This window comes from Acinetobacter sp. 24-47-67 (assembly GCF_056779735.1).
On sequence record NZ_JBWYIK010000001.1, the window covers coordinates 223,680 to 242,736 of the forward strand.

Here is a 19,057-nt window from a genome sequence, read left to right on the forward strand (position 1 = left end):
TTAACCTAATTTGAACGCTCATAGCCTAACGACATTTCATCAAAAAGTTAAGCCAAAAATCAGCCTTGTGATCATGTTAACGCGTGAATACGTCAATTTAAGGCGCATCAGTTGTTGATTTGTTCCGGATCTCCAAAATTCCAAATCAACATTTCATTGACTTGGTGTACAAACTCTTTGGCCTCCCTCACAACCTTTAGATCAGCAACTTCATTATTGGGCAAACGCAGTTGGTCAAAATGAAGCTGATCGAATTTAAAAAAACAACCGAGTGTCAAATGCTGTGAGGGATCATGTAAATTTGACATATGGAACGCCACATATTCACCATCAATAATTCTTTGGGTATAAGATAAAGCCAGACAATGTTTATAATTTACAGACTCTTGAATAATTTGCTCTAATTCATTCAACTCCACAAATTTCCAATTCTCTGTATACATGACTGCTTGAGGTGATACTCGTTTCCAATGACTTTCAGCATGTCTCAATTTCAAAGTCGTCAATGTATCCACATAATGTAAATGCTGATGCCAACGTATTGCTTGCTGATACCATGCGGGCCAAGTCATGTTTTTCGCAATGGTTCGATCTTGTTGAAAAAAATCAATGAGATAATCTGCGACATAAGAGTCAAAAATACTATTGCTGCGGTTATATTGAGAGTTTGGATGTTTAAAGCGCTGCCTAAACTCATCTAGATTGATATGATACTGCTGCATCAAGAAATGAAAATGCGTTTGATGTTGTGTTGAGGGCTCAATAAATTTGATGATTTCATCAGGTAGATCTTTAACTAAGTCATTTAAAAACAACATATAAGACTGCATCACTTGAGAAATACGTTTAAAGACATATTTCACTGAACTCAATCCTTGCTGATCCAATGACCATAACAAGTCCAACCATTCATTAAGATATAAAATAGAAGCCGTGAGAGGTTGTGATTTTTTAGAATATTGAACATTTAGCGGCTCATGCTCAGCAGATAGTTCAAACCATGATTGTTGCTGTGAAATACGTAAACACTCAGAAATAAATAAACGACCGATAACCTGTTCAAAATATTGAATCGAGAGTTGTATGACATGCGGATGTACTTTAGAGCAATCCACAAAACTTAAAGCGGTGACGGCCAATCGAATATTGGGATCTTTTAAATTTTCACTTACCCAGTCGATGACAAGATAATCTTGTTTAAATAACCAATTCACTGCTCTTTTGTGTATAAACAGTGGCGACTGTTGCGCTATATCTTCTACCCAATATTGCACATCTTTATTTAAAAAATTTTGTTTATTGAAAATATCTTGATACTGCCAATACCCTCGTTTGATCCAACGTGTAAAACCTAATAAATGCGGTGTTTGCTCGTTATGCTGTTTGAGTAAATTGAAATCAGGCTCTAAGTCTACCAATTGAGATAAGCTAAATTGTTCTTCGAAAGAAATTTGTGCCATACGATATAACCGTTTTGGCAACATTAATTCTGCTGAAGTGCTTAACCGATCGTATACTGGAATCAATTTTTGCACTGCAAGAAAATTATCTCCCATGACTGAATTGACCAAACACAGATGTTTAAAATTTAGTTCAACTTCCAGAGGTATTTGAGCACCAAATCGACTGAAATTCAGCAAATGAGGTTCATCATAATACTCACTTTGTATCATGATTCGATCTAACTGCATCGCTTGCTGATCGGTCAAATTATAGAGGCACTGTTCAACACGATTTTCTCCATCGACCCATTTAAAGACTTCTTCAACCAGCATTTGACGAAATAACTGCACTTTCGTTTTTAAATATAAAGAATGATGTGAGGCCTTATGATTAAAGATAAAACTAAAATCATTGAACATGAAATCCGCAATTTTTTGAATCTCGATATTTGCGTGAGATGTATAAAATTGAATTTTATAATCATCGATACACTCAACTGTGAGCAATCCATCTGCGATTATTAAGCTATTATTTTCCTGATCAATTACGAATAAATTTTCAGGCGTAATCGTCCATAGATATAACCACTGATCCTGAAATACAGCTTTGAGTGTATCGCAATGATCAATTAATGCCTGTGCAGTATATTGATGACGTTGCTTTGGATTTTGCGGAGGACACGCCAGCATACAGTTTGCCTAAATATGAAAGACTGGAAGATTTTTAAAAATAACAACGATATAACCACATTATTCTATCTTAAAATGAGTTGTGCTATTCAGATTCTGTAACTTTTGTATGAGTCACATTAGCAGTTCGTATCATGCAGCAATTATATGAAAATTTCTTGAAAGTAGGTTTGACTCACTGCTCTGACTGTATTAAAACAATCTCATACTAAGAACTTTAGAGACAATAATGAAAACAGTGGTGATTACAGGTGCAAATACAGGAATTGGATTAGCGACAGCAAAAAAATTTGTTGAAGATGGTCATCACGTCGTGCTTGCTTGTCGTAATTTGGATAAAGCTCAGAAAGCTAAAGCAGAAATCAGCACCAAAGGTCATGGTCAAATTGATATTGTAGAATTAGATTTAAATGATTTAAATCAAGTCAAATCTGCAGCACAAACCTTAAAAGAAAAATATTCACAGATTGATATTTTGGTCAACAATGCAGGTCTGATGACGCCTAAATTAGAAGAAACGGCTAATGGTTTTGAAAAACAAATAGGTGTCAATTATCTAGGACATTTTGTGTGGACAATACAATTGTTACCTTTACTTCAAAACGCGCCTTCAGGCCGTATCATTCATCTTGCATCCATGATGCATGTTCTGGGTAAAATTGACACACATCAATTTAAATTTCATTCTGTTAAAAAGTATAACGGTGTACTCAGCTATGGAAATAGTAAATTAGCAAATTTACTATTTAGTCATGCCTTAGCTGAAAAGCTCAAAGGCACATCTATCACCAGTAATGCAATTCATCCAGGTGGTGTGGATTCCGAAATTTATCGCGAGCTTCCTAACTATCAATATCGCGCTTTAAAATTGTTCTTAATCTCACCCAACAAACCAGCAAATCTTATTCATCAAATTGCGTTATTACCTGAATGGTCTAAGAAAACAGGTCAATACAAAAGTTTGCAAACACCAGCTTTTCAATCTGCACATGCGAAAAATCGTAGTTTAGCTCAGCGATTGTTTGACGAGACAGAACAACTTTTAAAAGAATATTTATAATCAACCTAAACAGTTTTGAATCAGGGAATGAATCAATAGATGATCGAAAAAATGAGTGCTGAGACCACGCTACACTACCAACCCGACATTTTAGGTGAAAAATTTGAGCAACATATTTTCAAATTTTCGCCTGATTATGATGGTGAGGTTATTGCAACATTAGTACGTCGTCCATCAGATATTCCATCAACTAAAGCTGTGCTGTATATCCATGGCTTTATTGATTATTTCTTTCAACAAGAAATGGCGAAAAAATTTAATGCCCAAGGTTTTCAGTTTTACGCCATTGACCTTAGAAAATACGGTAGATCACTACTTCCGCATCAAAAACCTTATTTTGTGAAACACCTAACCGAATACGATGAAGATATTCATGCCGCATTGAATACAATTCAAAGTGAGGGAAATGAATCGGTATTATTATGCGGTCATTCTACAGGCGGTTTAACTGCCACTTATTTTTCAATTCGACACCCTGATCATCCATTGATTAAAGCAATCTGGGCCAACAGCCCCTTTTATGATTTCAATATGAATGTATTAAAAAAGAAATATGCGCTTCCAATGATTGCAAAATTAGCTCAGCAATTTCCGTTGATGCAATTACCAAGTGAGTTAAATAAGTTTTACGTGAAGAGTTTGCACGAAAATTTGAACGGTGAATGGAGTTTTGATCTCAAGCTTAAACCTAAAACCTACACCAAAGTGTATTTGAGTTTTATCGGTGCTGTTGTGAAAGCACAACAGAAAATCCAATCTGGTCCTAAAATTTCAGTTCCGCTTCTTGTTATGCACTCAAGTCGCACGACCAATCCCAAGAAATATAACATTGATGCTCAGACCTCTGATGTGATTTTAGATGTAAAAACCATTGAAAAATATGCAAAAGAATTACAAGGTGATGTCACTGTAATGACAATTAAAGATGGTCTGCATGATTTGGTTCTTTCCAAAAAACTGGTTCGTCAGCAAGTGTATGACCAACTCTTTGCTTGGCTTGCTTCAAAAAATCTCTAAATTCTGTTCATCTAAGACCTCATTTTACTGGTCTTGATTGTTAATGTGTAATGATCAAGCTGAATAGACTTTCTCTTGGTCATACAATATTACTATTCTTCAACCTCCCCATCGCTTCACATACCTTTGCTACCAATCTCCTTTTCACCCATTTGAAATATTATTTCTTGCTTGCTGTTTCTTGTTTTGAGCCATGGAGAAATTGGGTTGGTATTTGGTAGGTACACATCATCGCAAGAGTGTCCAATACTGTAAACACGGTAAATATCACCGAACACAACAATAAATGGTAAAAGGAATCTCACCATGGCTTTTAAAAATATTGCAGACCAAACAAACGGTTTTTATATCCCTTGTGTTTCACTTTTCGGACCAGGTAGTGCTAAAGAAGTTGGAAGCAAAGCTCAAAATTTAGGGGCTAAAAAAGCACTGATTGTGACTGATGCAGGTTTATACAAATTTGGTGTCGCAGATATCATCGCTGGCTATTTAAAAGAAGCGCAAGTGGAGAGCTACATATTTGCTGGTGCCGAGCCTAATCCGACTGATATTAATGTCCATGATGGTGTGGAAGCCTACAATAATAATGCTTGTGATTTTATTATTTCTTTAGGTGGTGGCTCTTCACACGATTGTGCTAAAGGTATTGGTTTAGTGACTGCAGGTGGTGGGCACATTCGCGACTATGAAGGAATCGATAAAAGTACGGTTCCGATGACACCTCTTATTGCAATCAACACAACTGCAGGAACTGCTTCGGAAATGACGCGTTTCTGTATTATTACCAATACAGAAACCCATGTAAAAATGGCAATCGTCGATTGGCGTTGCACTCCACTGATTGCCATAGATGATCCTAAACTGATGATCGCAAAACCTGCAGCATTGACAGCTGCAACAGGTATGGATGCGCTTACTCATGCCGTCGAAGCCTATGTTTCAACAGCAGCAAATCCAATTACGGATGCCTGTGCTGAAAAAGCTATCAGCATGATCAGTCAATGGCTGAGTCCAGCGGTTGCTAATGGTGAGAATATTGAAGCACGTGATGCAATGAGTTATGCACAATATTTGGCAGGCATGGCATTTAATAACGCCTCTTTAGGTTATGTACATGCCATGGCTCACCAATTAGGCGGTTTTTATAATCTTCCCCATGGTGTATGTAACGCGATTTTGCTCCCCCATGTCTGTGAGTTCAACTTAATTGCCTGCCCTGATCGTTATGCCAAAATAGCTGAATTAATGGGTGTAAATATTGAAGGATTAACCATTAATGAAGCTGCATATGCAGCAATTGATGCGATAAAAATCCTCTCTCAATCTATTGGCATTCCAACAGGATTAAAAGAGCTTTCGGTTAAAGAGGAAGATTTAGAAGTGATGGCTCAAAATGCACAAAAAGATGCCTGCATGCTCACTAACCCACGTAAAGCAGATCTCCAACAAGTCATCAACATTTTTAAAGCTGCAATGTAAACTTTTGAGTTGCTAGATCTAAAAGAGAATCTGGATACACTTCAGATTCTCTTTTTTACTCTTTGATTCTCAATCGAATCTGATAGTGCATTACATCAGGAACGGCGGCGTTAAATTTTTGTAGGTATAAATAAATGAGGATAAAATACGTTAACAATACGAAGAATATGCTTTAGGCCGTTGTGTTTTACTTTAATTCGGCTCAATTACGATAGTGCTGTAAAAGTTGTTGCGTTGAATGATCTTGCGGTGACAACTCCATTAAACGCTCCATTGCATCAACTGCATCAGGATTTCGTGCAATGTATTTTAAAAGCACTTCAACATCACAATAGTTAAAAATTGCTTCACTCAAACGCGAATCTAAACAATTTCGCCAAGAACATAAGAATGGGCTTTCTGTTTTTGCGAGCATTACACCATTGACCTGCTGTAAAGCTTTATCAATAAATCCAACGTCTAAAGCATTTTCGATTTGGAGGAAATCAGCCTCAATATGCGCCAGTAATTTATAGGGTCTTGAGCCTAACATTCCACCCAATAAATCTCGAAGCTGGGACATTTCAGCTTTTAAAGTTCCCATGCTTACCTTTCGCTCCCCATACAAAGCTTGATGAAGCGAATCTAAGCTAAGCCCTTGAGGACATAATGCCAATATTGTCAAAATTTCAATCTGTCTAGGGGTAACCACCAAGGTACGTCCGTTAAATATGACTTGAGGAATTCCAAAGGTACGAATAAATAAATGTTGGCGTTGATAATTCAGTAATGCTGATTGTATTAAAGATGCACAACGTTCTGCTGCGAGTAGTCCAAAACTATTGTGATGATCCCATGTCGTTGATAAATCTAATACACCAATGAGTTGCTTCGAAAATGGATCAACAATTGGCGCTGCATAGCACACCCAATCATGAATAGACTCCATATAGTGTTCATTTGAAAACACACAACTTGATTTTTCAGTTTTCAAGGTTAATGCTAAAGCATTGGTTCCAACCACTTCCTCCCGCCATTGACCGCCTTCAATAAAGTGAACACGTTCTGCAGCCTTACGCATTTGTTGACTAGCTTCCGTCCAAATAATGGTGCTGTTGATATCGCCTACCGCAAGTACCATAGATGATTGTTGTGCAACATGTTTTAACTCTTGTTCACATATTTTCAATGCTTGATTTAGGCTGTTACTTTCAACAGTACTCGTTGTGATCAACGGCGCTACCATTCGCTCTTTAGGAATTTCTGCCAACTTCGATCTTTGCCAAGACTTTAAAATATGCTGACCAAGTTGTTTCGCCTGTACAGTTGAAAGACTGATTTTCTCTCTAAGTGTTTCTATTTGTTGTCTTTGCTTGATTAGAGTCTGCATTGAGTTCATTCCTTATTATCTCAACATTTCCCAATATGCATGTGTTGTACTTATTATAGTTATAGTATTTGTTGATCAGTTGTAAACCTTCATCATTCCAACCTTTTTCCAACCTTATAGTGGTTATGTTAACTCATCAATAATAGAAGATATCTAATACCAAAGACGAAGATATTTTCCATAACTTTATAGCACAACCAAAGGATGGACACTATGCGCTACGCTGATCCCAATCAACCAGATTCTAAAGTTCAATTTAAAGCACAATACGAAAATTTCATTGGTGGGAAATGGGTTCCTCCAGTAAAAGGTGAGTATTTTGATAATCTTTCTCCCGTAGATGGGAAAGTCTTTACTCGAGTTCCCCGTTCTTCAGTCGAGGATATTGAGCTCGCTTTAGACGCAGCTCATGCCGCTAAAACTGAATGGAACAAAACGTCTGCAACAACTCGCTCTAACATTTTATTAAAAATAGCAGATCGCTTAGAAGAGAATCTAGAATTACTTGCTGTGGCAGAAACATGGGACAATGGTAAACCTATCCGTGAAACCTTAGCTGCAGATATTCCACTGTGTATTGACCATTTCCGCTATTTTGCTGGCTGTATCCGCGCACAAGAAGGTGGTATTTCAGAAATTGATGAAGATACTATCGCTTACCATTTTCATGAGCCGTTGGGTGTCGTTGGACAGATTATTCCTTGGAACTTTCCGATTTTAATGGCGGCGTGGAAACTTGCTCCTGCATTAGCAGCGGGGAACTGTATTGTTTTAAAACCAGCTGAGCAAACTCCAGTTAGTATTCTAGTTTTAGTTGAACTGATACAAGATATTTTACCACCAGGTGTGCTGAATATCGTCAATGGTTATGGTGTTGAAGTAGGACGCCCTCTTGCCACAAATCCACGTATTTCAAAAATTGCATTTACTGGCTCAACTGCGGTTGGTCAATTAATTATGCAATATGCCACCGAAAATATTATTCCAGTGACATTAGAACTGGGTGGCAAATCTCCAAATATTTTCTTCGAAGACATCATGGATAAGGATGATGAATATCTAGATAAAGCGCTTGAAGGTTTTGCCATGTTTGCCCTGAATCAGGGAGAAATTTGTACTTGTCCATCACGCGCTTTAGTCCAGGAAAGTATTGCTGATAAATTCTTAGAGATGGCTGTAGAGCGCGTGAAGCGAATTAAAACAGGACATCCACTTGATACAGAAACCATGATTGGTGCTCAAGCCTCGCAAGAGCAACAAGATAAAATTTTAGGTTGTATTGCGACAGGTCGTGAAGAAGGTGCTCAAATTCTTACAGGTGGTCAAGCACGTGAAGAAATTGGACAAGGTTTTTATATTGAGCCGACGATTTTCAAAGGCAATAACAGCATGAAAACATTCCAAGAAGAAATTTTTGGACCAGTTTTGGCTGTGACAACATTTAAAGATTTCGACGATGCTATCAACATTGCCAATGACACCATTTATGGATTAGGTGCTGGTGTTTGGTCACGATCAGCGCATACTTCTTATCGTGCAGGACGTGCAATTCAATCAGGTCGAGTCTGGACAAATTGCTACCATATCTACCCTGCTCATGCTGCTTTTGGCGGTTATAAAAAATCAGGGATTGGTCGTGAAAATCATAAAATGATGCTGGATCATTACCAACAAACTAAAAATTTATTGGTGAGTTACTCAACTAAACCAATGGGTTTCTTCTAAAACAAAAGCTAAAGAAGCGGCTGATTGCCGCTTCTTTTCTGCTACAGGAGCTTAATGGATTAGCTGGCTTGTAGACTTTTCATATCAATCACAAAACGATATTTGACATCACTTTGAAGCATTCGCTCAAATGCCTCATTAATATTTTGCATATCAATGACTTCAACATCTGACACGATATTGTGCTGACCACAAAAATCAAGTAGTTCTTGAGTTTCTTGAATCCCACCAATCACCGATCCAGCGATTGATTTTCTTCCCATAATCATGGGCACGGAATTGCTGCTAAATTCTCCGAGATAGCCTACCAATACCAGTGTCCCACTCAATGCAAGTGTCGGAATATAAGGCTTTAAATCATGATCATAAGGCACAGTATCAATAATTAAATCAAACTGATTTTTCACTGATTTCATTTGTGTTGGATCTGTTGATAACACGACATGATCTGCACCTAAATCATGTGCATCCTGTTCTTTATTTGCTGATCGTGTAAATAAAGTCACTTCTGCACCAAGTGCATGAGCAAGTTTAATCGCCATATGACCTAAACCACCGAGTCCAACAACAGCCACTTTAGAGCCTTCACCGACATTCCAATGTTTTAATGGCGACCATGTCGTGATCCCAGCACATAAGATGGGTGCAATGGATTGTGTATCTAAATTTTCAGGTACTTTCAATACAAAATCTTGGCTCGCAATGATCGTTTGTGCGTAGCCACCATAAGTAGGTGTTTGATCATGACGATCTAAACTACCATACGTTTGTGTATTGCCAGCTTCACAATATTGCTCCAAACCTTGGTGACAAGCAGAACAAGTACGACATGAATCTACCATACACCCGATTCCGACCAGATCTCCAACCTTAAACTTCGTTACCGATGCTCCGATGTTTTTTACGCGACCAATTACTTCATGACCAGGTACAATTGGGTAACGACTAAAACCCCAATCATTACGCGCTTGATGTAAGTCAGAATGACATACACCGCAGTATTCAATATCAATAATGACATCATCGGGGCGAGCTTGACGTTGCTGAAACGTATATGGAACCAATGGACTTTTAGAATCAAGCGCTGCGTAAGCTAAAACATTATGGGTCATCGTGACTCCCTCAAGCTGTTAATTTCGTACTCTCTTATTCGTTATATCACATCAATATTTTTAATAAATTTAGCTGAGTCTCAATTTAATTTCTTTTTCACTTATTTTTGTAATTCGCGCTCTACAAAATGCAAGCGATCTTGCCCCCAGTACATATTTTCCCGCAAAAAAAATGTAGGTGCTCCGAATACCCCTCGTTGTACGGCATTGTTTGTTTCATCAATCAATTTTTGTTTTACTACCTGATCTTGGCTTAAATCCAAAAGTTGCTGACCGTCGATTGCATCACCTTGAAATAAATTTATCAGAACTTCTGGATCGGCTAAATTCAAGGGCTTTCTAAACATCGCATCGAAAAGCTTGGTCAAAATCACTTCAAAATATTCATCATGATAGATTTTGACTCCCGTTAATATACGCATTAAAGTTAATGTATTCATTGGAAAATATGGATTCATCTGCATCGGGATCTGATAATAATCTGACCAACGACTTAAGTCTTGCATTGAATAGATCCCTTTAGCAGGCACCTCAATTGGACTCTTGTTACCAGTCGATTTAAAAATCCCACCCAATAAAATTGGTGTGTAATCAATCACTGCATTATATTTTTTGGTGATTTCTTGTAGCTTGTAAAAAGCCAAATAACTAAATGGACTGCCAAGGTCGAAATAAAATTCAACTTTTTGTTGTTGTGTAGTCATGTCTTATCCTTATTAAATATGATTACCACTGTTCAGACCATGGACGCAAATCCAATTCATGTGTCCAAGCATCTCGTGGTTGATGAGCAATATGCCAATAGTTATCAGCTATATGTTGAGGATTTAAAATACCGTCATGCTGTTTTTTTTCATACAAATGAGGGAAAGTATCTTTAATAAAATCAGTATCAATCGCCCCATCAATAATGACGTGCGCAACATGAATATGATGAGGCCCTAACTCTTTCGCCATACTTTGGGCTAAGGCTCTTAACGCATGTTTAGCGCCAGCAAAAGCGCTGAAGTATGATGAACCACGAATACTTGCTGTTGCACCAGTAAAAATGATAGTGCCGCGCTGCCTTGCGACCATCCGTTTAGCTACTTCACGACCATTTAAAAAAGCACTAAAACAAGCCATTTCCCAGATTTTAAAATATTTACGTGCTGTTTCTTCTAGAATGCTACACGGCACATTTGCTCCAATATTAAAAACCAATACTTCAATCTGACCAATGTCACGTTCAATTGTGTCAATCAGTTGAATCACTTGATCTTCTTTTCTTGCATCTGAAGCAAATCCATAAGCTTTACCACCGTGTGCTTCAATCTCTCGGATGACAAGTGCAAGCTTGTCTGCATTGCGTCGAGTCATACAAGCAGTATATCCACCTCGTGCAAAGCGTTTTGCGATCTCACTGCCTGTGGCATCTCCTGCACCAATGATCAGTGCGACCTTGTTATATGTTGATTTTTCTTCTGAATGATTAATTTCTGACTGCTGATCGTTCATCATCTCTCCATTAAATAACGATCGTTATTATAACGATCACTATGTTATAGTTTTGAGGCACAGTCAATGGTTATTGAATATTCAATATGAGATATAAAGCAGGATATAAAGAAGAAAAACGTCGTGATATTTTAAAAACCAGTGGTGAACTTGCAAAAAAACAAGGTTTTAACAATACTGGGGTTGATGGTTTTATGCACGCTGCAAATATGACCAGCGGTGCTTTCTATTCTCACTTTTCTTCAAAAAACGACTTATTTAAAGCCTTAATCGAATCTGAAATCGGAGCAAGTATTCAACAGTGGGAAATGAATCCTCATCAAGATCCAGAATCTTGGTTAGATTTTGAAATGAACCGATATCTTTCTCTATTACACGTTCAACACCCAGAAAAAGGCTGTGTTTTACCCTCACTTGCTGCTGAAGTTTCACGCGCTGATGCTGACATTAAACAATGTTTTGAAAAAGAACTTCAGCGTGGTTACAAACTATTTGCGCAGCATGCTCCAGAACCTGATTTCGCTTGGGCAATACTCTGTCAAATGGTGGGCTCCGTACTATTAGCACGTGGAGTTCAAGATGAACGCTTAAAAAAAGATATTCTCAATTCTAGTCTAGCTATGCTCAAGACATTATTAAAAAATGGGATTGCGAAATAAATCGTTTTATATTGTTTTATGGACGAAACCTTAGTTCCAAAAGCTCTATAATTTCCTCATCATTCTTTTAAGAACGTCACATCATGAGAAAGCTTCCTGAAACAGTATATGCAATACAGCATTTAGCCTTTGAAGATCTAGGTTCTTTTGAGGAGACACTATATCAACTGGGTTATCGGGTCAGATATTTTGATGCAGGTGTGGATGATCTTTCAGTAGCATTAAACTACGAAGGTCTGACCATTATTTTGGGTGGACCGATTGGTGTTTATGAAACAGAAGATTACCCTTTCCTACAAACAGAAATAGACTTACTTAAAGAAAGATTAAAACTTCAACGCCCTACGCTTGGCATCTGTCTAGGTGCTCAACTCATTTCAAAAGCCTTGGGTAGTGCAGTATATGCCGGCCACACCAAAGAAATTGGCTGGAGTACGGTAGATATTATAAATGAGCAAGACAACGTTCTAAATTCTTTAAATGGTGTGCCAGTTTTGCATTGGCATGGTGATACCTTTGATCTTCCCGCGCAATCGAAACTTCTGGCGAGCACTCAAATTTATAAAAATCAGGCTTTTCAAGTTGGATCTAATATTTTAGCACTCCAGTTCCATCCTGAAGTGACCTCAGATAGTTTAGAGAAATGGTTGATTGGTCATACTTGCGAATTGCGTAAAGCGGGTATAGATATTACTCAATTACGTGCAGATAACCATCGTTATGCTGAAAAACTTGAATCTGTGGCAGGTTCAATCTTAAGCCGTTTTATTGAACAGATTAAATGATTTTGATTTAATTGCCTTCAACCCAACTGTAGATCAGGATATTGGATTGTGCTATACCTAAATTCAATATCCAAAAATTATAATGAAGATATAAATGTCACCACTGTTCAGTTTAGCCATCATTCATTTCTTTGCACTTATTAGTCCTGGACCAGATTTTTTATTTGTCACGCAAAGTGCGGTTCGACAGTCTCGCATACATGCACTTTTTGCAGCATTAGGAATTTCTCTTAGTATTTTAGTTTGGGCAATTTGTGCTATGAGTGGATTACACTATCTATTCCAAAAAATGGCTTGGCTCCAAACAATTATGATGATTTTAGGAGGGGTTTATCTCATTTATTTAGGCATTCAACTCTTTAAATCAGGGCTAACGAAATTAGAGCCTGCTTCAGCTTACGTTACAAAAGGCATAGTCAAGAAAAAATACAGTTCTTTACTGATTCAAGGCTTTCTCACCAATATGGCAAATCCTAAAGCATTAGTTTACTTCAGTAGTGTTTTCGCGCTTGCGATGAATAGTGATGCAACTCTGATACAGCAGAGTTCCCTGTTAATGTTAATTTTTGTTGAAAGCTTGATTTGGTTTGCGATAGTTGCTTTTATTTTTTCTGCTAAACAAGTAAACACAATATATCAAAAAATCAGCAAGAAGATTGATCTTATAACAGGTAGTATTTTTATCAGTTTTGGATGTTTCTTAATTTTTAATCGTGATTAAAAAAGCACCCGTAGGTGCTTTCTAAAATGTACTGTTTTTGAAGAATATTATTTCTTATCAGTTGCAACTGAAGCTTCAGTCGTAATATTCACCGTGATTTTGTCGCCTACATTAGGCACATATGCGCCTACACCGAATGCAGAACGGTCAAATGAAGTCGTTGCATTGAAACCAATAGACTGCGCTTTCGTCATAGGATGTTCAGCTTGTTTATTCAAAACAGCATCTAGTACGACAGGCTTAGTAACATTTTTAATCGTTAGATCACCTGTGATCTTATACTTGTTCTTACCATTTGGTTGAACTTTAGTACTTTTAAAAGTGATATTCGGATATTTTTCAGCATCAAAGAAATCTGGTTTCAATAAATGTTCATCTAAAGCTTTGACATTTGTATTGATACTTGAAAGTGGAATTGTGACATTCACCGCTGAATTTGCAGGCTTTTCATTGTCTACTTTGATCGTCCCTTGGATATCGCTAAAATTACCTGATGGTGTAGAAAAGCCAAAATGATCCCAAGTAAATACTGTCGCTGTATGAGTTGGATCAATTTTATACTCAACTGGTTCAGCAACTGAAACTGTTGCTACAGAAAGCACTACGGCACTTAACGCTATTGTTTTAAAGTTCATCAATTTTTCCTCAAATTTTTTAAAAACATTTATGAAATGGATAGTGAATAATGTATAGCATTCTGAAATTCTTGCATCAGTACAGATAGAACAGTTTGTTGCAAGATTAGAACGCACCTTAAGAAGGTGTCACTTTTATCAAATCAATTTGATCAGATTATGACTATCACTTGTGTATAGATCATGTTTTTCATCTTTCAGCTTTCTACTAATAAGCAGTTAACATCAACACATATCTTAAATATGAGATTAAATTAAACATTTATACAATATACTAATATTTTGTCTCATTTATAATACTAAAATTACCACTTTGAACTGGAGAATAATGATGAGTGAACAACAACAAGCGATTGATAAAGCGCTTAAAACTAAAGCACCTAAAGATGTCGTATTGGCTTTTTTATATAATACTGATAAATCAAGAGTAGCGATTGCTTCAGAAAAGTTAGTGGCTGAAGATGCCATTTATACTTCGCTAAATTTCAACAATCCTGAACTTAAACAAATTGAACCTTGGGCTGGTACTTCTACAGGTCGTGATGCCTATATATATACTTTTTCTAATGTCGGAACTTATTGGACGATCGATGATTTTCAAATCACAGATATTTTAGCTGAAAATGAAACAGTGGCTGTATTCGGTCAATTTACTTATACATCTGTTCACGCTAAGCGCACTTTTACTTCACCTTTTTCAATTAAAGCAATAGTTAAAGATGGCTTAATCACGTATTTCCAGTTTATGGAAGATACTTACGCTTCAGCTGCATCTTTCAGAGTAAGTGGTGAATGGACAATTCAACAAAATGCTGATCCAAAATTAAATTTTACCGTGTCAGAAACTACGGCTAATTAACTGTAAAATAATAAAAATAGGATAATAAAAAAGCCTCATAAGAGGCTTTTTTTATGACTGTTAAAGCTTTTCAATCAGAATACGATCAATCTGTTTTAATCCTGAAGTTTTTTCACGATTTTTTCGACGTACTTTAATGATTTTCTCTTCAGCCATATCTTGTAGCAATAATTCTACTGCTACCATCGCTTCAAGTGGTAAGTCTTCACCAATCCACTTTTGCTCACCCGCATCCATTAAAGTAATTTCATCACTAATTTGCTCATACAAACTCATTGCGCTACTCACTTCCAATCTGAAATCTAGGGAATGAATGTATCTATATAGATACATAAAAATAAAAAGACGCCCCACAGTTGGGACGCCTTTTAAAACACTTAATTCTAAGAATTAAGCAGTAATTTCTTTCACTGCTGCGACAACTGCTTCAGTCGTAATACCGAAGTGTTGGAATAAATCTTTTGCAGGAGCAGATTCGCCATACGTAGTCATACCAATCACACGACCATCAAGACCTACGAATTTCCACCAGTAGTCAACATGAGCCGCTTCAACAGCAACACGTGCACGAATGTTAGATGGAAGAACTGCCTCACGGTAAGCAGCATCTTGCTTAACAAATTCTTCAGCACATGGCATAGACACAACACGCACACCTTCAAGCTGTGCATAAGCTTCCATTGCCAATGCAACTTCCGAACCTGTTGCAATGATAATCGCTTTCAATTCGCCTTTTTCTTCAGCCAATACATAACCACCTTTCGCAACATCAGCGATTTGTGCTTCTGTGCGTGTTTGGAATGCTAAGTTTTGACGAGAGAAGATCAAAGCAGTTGGACCTTCAGAACGAGTTAACGCAGATTTCCAAGAAATTGCTGCTTCAACTGTGTCACATGGGCGCCATGTGTTGAGGTTTGGTGTACCACGTAAAGATGCGATTTGTTCAATTGGTTGATGCGTAGGACCATCTTCACCCAAACCAATAGAATCGTGTGTGTAAACATGAATCACACGTTGTTTCATCAATGCAGACATACGTACTGCGTTACGTGCATATTCCATAAACATGAGGAATGTTGCTACGTAAGGAATGAACCCACCGTGAAGTGCAACACCGTTTGCGATTGCAGTCATACCGAACTCACGTACGCCATAGTGTACGTAGTTACCTGCAGCATTGTCTTGAACGCCTTGTGCGCCTTTCCAAAGTGTTAAGTTAGAACCTGCTAAGTCAGCAGAACCACCTAAGATTTCAGACAGCATTGGGGCAAATGCTTGGATTGCATTTTGGCTTGCTTTACGTGTTGCGATAGTTTCAGCTTTTGCGTTTACTTCTGCAATATACGCATCGGCTTTTGCAACGAAGTCAGCAGGTAATTCACCGCTTAAACGACGTTTAAGATCAGTCGCTTCAGTTGGATATTTTGCTTCATATTGTGCAAATACTTCGTTCCAAGCTGCTTCTGCTTGTTGACCTTTTTCTTTCGCGTCCCATGCAGCATAAACGTCAGCGGGAATTTCGAATGGACCTTCAGTCCAACCCAACGCTTCACGCGTTAATGCGATTTCGTCGTTACCCAGTGGTGCACCATGGCAATCTTCTTTACCTTGTTTGTTTGGTGAACCTAAACCAATAATCGTTTTACAGATAATGATTGTTGGTTTCTTCGTTTCAGCTTTAGCTTCTAAAGTTGCCGCACGTAATGCATCTGCATCGTGACCATCAACTTTCAATACTTGCCAGCCATAAGCTAAGAAGCGTTGTTCTGTATCGTCAGAGAACCAACCTTCTACTTCACCATCAATTGAAATACCATTGTCGTCATAGTAAGCAATTAATTTACCTAGACCCAAAGTACCTGCCAATGAACATGCTTCATGAGAAACACCTTCCATTAAACAGCCGTCACCTAAGAAACAGTAAGTGAAATGATCAACGACTTTAATGTCTTCTTTGTTGAATTGCGCTGCTAAGGTTTTTTCAGCCAAAGCAAAACCAACAGCATTCGCGATACCCTGACCCAATGGACCAGTGGTTGTTTCGATACCAGGTGCATAACCTAATTCTGGGTGCCCCGGTGTTTTTGAGTGCAATTGACGGAATGCTTTTAAATCTTCAATTGAAAGATCATAGCCAGTCAAATGTAATAATGCATATTGAAGCATTGAGCCATGACCATTTGATAATACAAAACGGTCACGGTTAGCCCACTGAGGGTTTGTCGGATTGTGATTTAAGAATTCACGCCATACAACATCAGCAATATCAGCCATCCCCATTGGTGCACCTGGATGTCCAGAATTTGCTTTTTGCACAGCATCCATTGCAAGTACACGAATTGCGTTAGCAATGCGACGTTCATTCAGCGGGGTTGTCATAGATCAGTGTCCGATAAATTAAAGATGGGAAATGAATAAAATTCAAAAACTGGGTGTATTGTCTTAAAAAAATCAAACAGCGTAAAGCCCAGAAACGTATATTTCAGCCCTAAAGCGAAAAAATTCATACAAAGCGAGTCGGTTTTATCAATATTCAATTCAATCCAATATTTTTTGGTCGCGTGGCCTATTTTTAAAGTACTGATGTTGAATCATATATTCACATTCTTTCGAAGCAACTTAAGCTGTTTTTTATTTCAGTTCAGCTTTAAAAAGAATAAGTCTTGTACAAAAGATTTCGCTTATCAATTTAACAGATGATGATATCAATTAAAAAAACACAAAAATGACATAAATTCATGCTTTTTAGTCAGGTTAAGCTAGTCCTTAACGTTAAGTCGATGTACCATATTGCGTCTTTAGAAATAACTGTGATAGGACTTATGCGCGAGTACGCTGTATTTACTTCAGAATCTGTAAGCGAAGGCCATCCAGATAAAATGGCTGACCAAATCAGTGATGCTATTTTGGATGCAATCTTAAAAGAAGACCCATATGCGCGGGTTGCTTGTGAAACGCTTGTAAAAACAGGTGCTGTTGTTCTTGCAGGTGAAATCACAACAACTGCAAATGTAGACTTTGAAGCAATTGTACGCCAAACCGTAAATGGCATTGGATACCATCATTCTGATTTAGGTTTCGATGGTTCAACTTGTGCTGTTATCAACATGATTGGCAAACAATCTCCTGAAATTGCTCAAGGTGTAGATCGTCAAAAACCTGAAGATCAAGGTGCTGGCGATCAGGGCTTAATGTTTGGCTACGCAAGTCGCGAAACAGATGTTTTAATGCCTGCTCCTATTTCGTATGCGCACCGTCTTATGGAAAAACAAGCAGAACTTCGTCGTAACGGAAGTCTGCCATGGTTACGTCCAGATGCGAAAAGCCAAGTGACTTTTGCATATGAAAATGGCGTACCTGTTCGTTTAGATGCGGTCGTATTATCGACTCAACACGATCCTGAGATTTCACAGACTGATTTAAAAGAAGCTGTCATTGAAGAAATCGTGAAAAAAGTGATTCCAGCAGATATGTTCCATGCGGATACCAAATTCCACATCAACCCTACGGGTATGTTTGTGATTGGTGGTCCAGTCGGTGACTGTGGTTTAACAGGTCGTAAAATCATTGTAGATACATATGGTGGTATGGCTCGTCACGGTGGCGGTGCTTTCTCTGGTAAAGATCCATCTAAAGTAGACCGCTCTGCTGCTTATGCTGGTCGATATGTTGCAAAAAATATTGTTGCCGCTGGTTTAGCCGATAAATGTGAAATTCAAGTGTCTTATGCGATTGGTGTTGCTGAACCAACATCTATCTCAATCAATACATTCAATACTGCTAAGGTTTCTGAAGAATTGATTATTGCATTGGTACGTGAGCATTTCGATTTACGTCCATATGGAATTACACGTATGTTGAATCTCATTCAACCGATGTATAAGCAAACTGCTGCATATGGTCACTTTGGTCGTGAAGGTTCTGATACTGCATTCACTTGGGAAAAGACAGACAAAGTTGAAGCGCTTAAAGCATCAGCTGGTCTGTAATTTCCAAATAAAAAAGCC

17 protein-coding genes are annotated in these 19,057 nt (G+C 37.9%); 9 read left to right on the forward strand and 8 right to left on the reverse strand.

What is annotated here, in order from left to right:
- Nucleotides 1–107: 107 nt before the first annotated feature.
- Nucleotides 108–2,132 carry a hypothetical protein gene (locus AC1M9K_RS01140; RefSeq protein ID WP_481588223.1) on the reverse strand — a complete coding sequence of 675 codons (2,025 nt, stop codon included), beginning with the start codon at nt 2,130–2,132 and terminating at the stop codon, nt 108–110.
- 229 nt (nt 2,133–2,361) lie between these two features.
- Between AC1M9K_RS01140 and AC1M9K_RS01145 the strand changes: the two genes are divergently transcribed.
- The 3 genes from AC1M9K_RS01145 (at nt 2,362) to mdh (ending at nt 5,688) form a co-directional block, all read left to right on the forward strand.
- Complete coding sequence (locus AC1M9K_RS01145) at nt 2,362–3,192, forward strand: SDR family oxidoreductase (protein ID WP_481588224.1); 831 nt, start codon at nt 2,362–2,364, stop codon at nt 3,190–3,192.
- A 51-nt stretch (nt 3,193–3,243) separates the two neighbouring features.
- Nucleotides 3,244–4,209 carry an alpha/beta hydrolase gene (locus AC1M9K_RS01150; RefSeq protein WP_481588225.1) on the forward strand — a complete coding sequence of 322 codons (966 nt, stop codon included), beginning with the start codon at nt 3,244–3,246 and terminating at the stop codon, nt 4,207–4,209.
- Between the two features lie 306 nt (nt 4,210–4,515).
- Nucleotides 4,516–5,688 carry an iron-dependent methanol dehydrogenase gene (gene mdh, locus AC1M9K_RS01155; RefSeq protein WP_035263769.1) on the forward strand — a complete coding sequence of 391 codons (1,173 nt, stop codon included), beginning with the start codon at nt 4,516–4,518 and terminating at the stop codon, nt 5,686–5,688.
- Between the two features lie 202 nt (nt 5,689–5,890).
- Here the strand turns inward: mdh and AC1M9K_RS01160 are convergent, their stop codons facing one another.
- A complete protein-coding gene (locus AC1M9K_RS01160; protein ID WP_481588226.1) occupies nt 5,891–7,066 on the reverse strand; it encodes a sigma-54-dependent transcriptional regulator family protein in 1,176 nt (391 codons plus the stop codon).
- Nucleotides 7,067–7,270: 204 nt separating this feature from the next.
- Between AC1M9K_RS01160 and exaC the strand changes: the two genes are divergently transcribed.
- Nucleotides 7,271–8,782, forward strand: coding sequence for an acetaldehyde dehydrogenase ExaC (gene exaC, locus AC1M9K_RS01165; protein ID WP_035263774.1), 1,512 nt, complete (start codon nt 7,271–7,273; stop codon nt 8,780–8,782).
- A 59-nt stretch (nt 8,783–8,841) separates the two neighbouring features.
- Here the strand turns inward: exaC and AC1M9K_RS01170 are convergent, their stop codons facing one another.
- The 3 genes from AC1M9K_RS01170 to AC1M9K_RS01180 form a co-directional block, all read right to left on the reverse strand.
- Entirely contained in the window at nt 8,842–9,894 is a 1,053-nt protein-coding gene (locus tag AC1M9K_RS01170; RefSeq protein WP_481588227.1) for an NAD(P)-dependent alcohol dehydrogenase, read from the reverse strand.
- A 101-nt stretch (nt 9,895–9,995) separates the two neighbouring features.
- Nucleotides 9,996–10,598: a 2-hydroxychromene-2-carboxylate isomerase gene (locus tag AC1M9K_RS01175; RefSeq protein ID WP_481588228.1), complete on the reverse strand. Its 603-nt coding sequence runs from the start codon at nt 10,596–10,598 to the stop codon at nt 9,996–9,998.
- Nucleotides 10,599–10,620: 22 nt separating this feature from the next.
- Complete coding sequence (locus tag AC1M9K_RS01180) at nt 10,621–11,391, reverse strand: SDR family oxidoreductase (RefSeq protein ID WP_481588229.1); 771 nt, start codon at nt 11,389–11,391, stop codon at nt 10,621–10,623.
- A gap of 86 nt (nt 11,392–11,477) precedes the next feature.
- Between AC1M9K_RS01180 and AC1M9K_RS01185 the strand changes: the two genes are divergently transcribed.
- From AC1M9K_RS01185 to AC1M9K_RS01195, 3 genes are all read left to right on the forward strand, one after another.
- Nucleotides 11,478–12,050: a TetR/AcrR family transcriptional regulator gene (locus AC1M9K_RS01185; RefSeq protein WP_481588230.1), complete on the forward strand. Its 573-nt coding sequence runs from the start codon at nt 11,478–11,480 to the stop codon at nt 12,048–12,050.
- An 83-nt stretch (nt 12,051–12,133) separates the two neighbouring features.
- Nucleotides 12,134–12,835, forward strand: coding sequence for a glutamine amidotransferase (locus AC1M9K_RS01190; RefSeq protein WP_481588231.1), 702 nt, complete (start codon nt 12,134–12,136; stop codon nt 12,833–12,835).
- 94 nt (nt 12,836–12,929) lie between these two features.
- Complete coding sequence (locus AC1M9K_RS01195; protein WP_035263786.1) at nt 12,930–13,556, forward strand: LysE family transporter; 627 nt, start codon at nt 12,930–12,932, stop codon at nt 13,554–13,556.
- Nucleotides 13,557–13,603: 47 nt separating this feature from the next.
- On the opposite strand, the gene AC1M9K_RS01200 is transcribed toward AC1M9K_RS01195, so the two are convergent.
- On the reverse strand, nt 13,604–14,191 hold the full coding sequence (locus AC1M9K_RS01200; RefSeq protein WP_481588232.1) for a YceI family protein: 588 nt from the start codon (nt 14,189–14,191) through the stop codon (nt 13,604–13,606).
- A gap of 331 nt (nt 14,192–14,522) precedes the next feature.
- Here AC1M9K_RS01200 and AC1M9K_RS01205 point away from each other — a divergent pair, with 331 nt between their 5' ends.
- On the forward strand, nt 14,523–15,050 hold the full coding sequence (locus AC1M9K_RS01205; RefSeq protein ID WP_481588233.1) for a nuclear transport factor 2 family protein: 528 nt from the start codon (nt 14,523–14,525) through the stop codon (nt 15,048–15,050).
- A gap of 60 nt (nt 15,051–15,110) precedes the next feature.
- Here the strand turns inward: AC1M9K_RS01205 and AC1M9K_RS01210 are convergent, their stop codons facing one another.
- Nucleotides 15,111–15,326: a hypothetical protein gene (locus AC1M9K_RS01210; RefSeq protein WP_035263790.1), complete on the reverse strand. Its 216-nt coding sequence runs from the start codon at nt 15,324–15,326 to the stop codon at nt 15,111–15,113.
- 114 nt (nt 15,327–15,440) lie between these two features.
- A complete protein-coding gene (gene tkt, locus AC1M9K_RS01215; RefSeq protein WP_481588234.1) occupies nt 15,441–17,429 on the reverse strand; it encodes a transketolase in 1,989 nt (662 codons plus the stop codon).
- A 443-nt stretch (nt 17,430–17,872) separates the two neighbouring features.
- On the opposite strand from tkt, the gene metK reads away from it, so the two are divergent.
- Entirely contained in the window at nt 17,873–19,039 is a 1,167-nt protein-coding gene (gene metK, locus AC1M9K_RS01220; protein ID WP_035263794.1) for a methionine adenosyltransferase, read from the forward strand.
- The last annotated feature ends 18 nt before the right edge of the window (nt 19,040–19,057 follow it).

Bases quoted from the DNA above. Each gene is read 5' to 3' on its own strand.
- AC1M9K_RS01160 (WP_481588226.1), bottom strand. From the start codon at position 7,066: ATGAACTCAATGCAGACTCTAATCAAGCAAAGACAACAAATAGAAACA.
- AC1M9K_RS01205 (WP_481588233.1), top strand. From the start codon at position 14,523: ATGAGTGAACAACAACAAGCGATTGATAAAGCGCTTAAAACTAAAGCA.
- AC1M9K_RS01200 (WP_481588232.1), bottom strand. From the start codon at position 14,191: ATGAACTTTAAAACAATAGCGTTAAGTGCCGTAGTGCTTTCTGTAGCA.
- mdh (WP_035263769.1), top strand. From the start codon at position 4,516: ATGGCTTTTAAAAATATTGCAGACCAAACAAACGGTTTTTATATCCCT.
- exaC (WP_035263774.1), top strand. From the start codon at position 7,271: ATGCGCTACGCTGATCCCAATCAACCAGATTCTAAAGTTCAATTTAAA.
- AC1M9K_RS01170 (WP_481588227.1), bottom strand. From the start codon at position 9,894: ATGACCCATAATGTTTTAGCTTACGCAGCGCTTGATTCTAAAAGTCCA.
- tkt (WP_481588234.1), bottom strand. From the start codon at position 17,429: ATGACAACCCCGCTGAATGAACGTCGCATTGCTAACGCAATTCGTGTA.
- AC1M9K_RS01185 (WP_481588230.1), top strand. From the start codon at position 11,478: ATGAGATATAAAGCAGGATATAAAGAAGAAAAACGTCGTGATATTTTA.
- AC1M9K_RS01145 (WP_481588224.1), top strand. From the start codon at position 2,362: ATGAAAACAGTGGTGATTACAGGTGCAAATACAGGAATTGGATTAGCG.
- AC1M9K_RS01140 (WP_481588223.1), bottom strand. From the start codon at position 2,132: ATGCTGGCGTGTCCTCCGCAAAATCCAAAGCAACGTCATCAATATACT.
- AC1M9K_RS01180 (WP_481588229.1), bottom strand. From the start codon at position 11,391: ATGAACGATCAGCAGTCAGAAATTAATCATTCAGAAGAAAAATCAACA.
- AC1M9K_RS01195 (WP_035263786.1), top strand. From the start codon at position 12,930: ATGTCACCACTGTTCAGTTTAGCCATCATTCATTTCTTTGCACTTATT.
- AC1M9K_RS01175 (WP_481588228.1), bottom strand. From the start codon at position 10,598: ATGACTACACAACAACAAAAAGTTGAATTTTATTTCGACCTTGGCAGT.
- metK (WP_035263794.1), top strand. From the start codon at position 17,873: ATGCGCGAGTACGCTGTATTTACTTCAGAATCTGTAAGCGAAGGCCAT.
- AC1M9K_RS01190 (WP_481588231.1), top strand. From the start codon at position 12,134: ATGAGAAAGCTTCCTGAAACAGTATATGCAATACAGCATTTAGCCTTT.
- AC1M9K_RS01210 (WP_035263790.1), bottom strand. From the start codon at position 15,326: ATGAGTTTGTATGAGCAAATTAGTGATGAAATTACTTTAATGGATGCG.
- AC1M9K_RS01150 (WP_481588225.1), top strand. From the start codon at position 3,244: ATGAGTGCTGAGACCACGCTACACTACCAACCCGACATTTTAGGTGAA.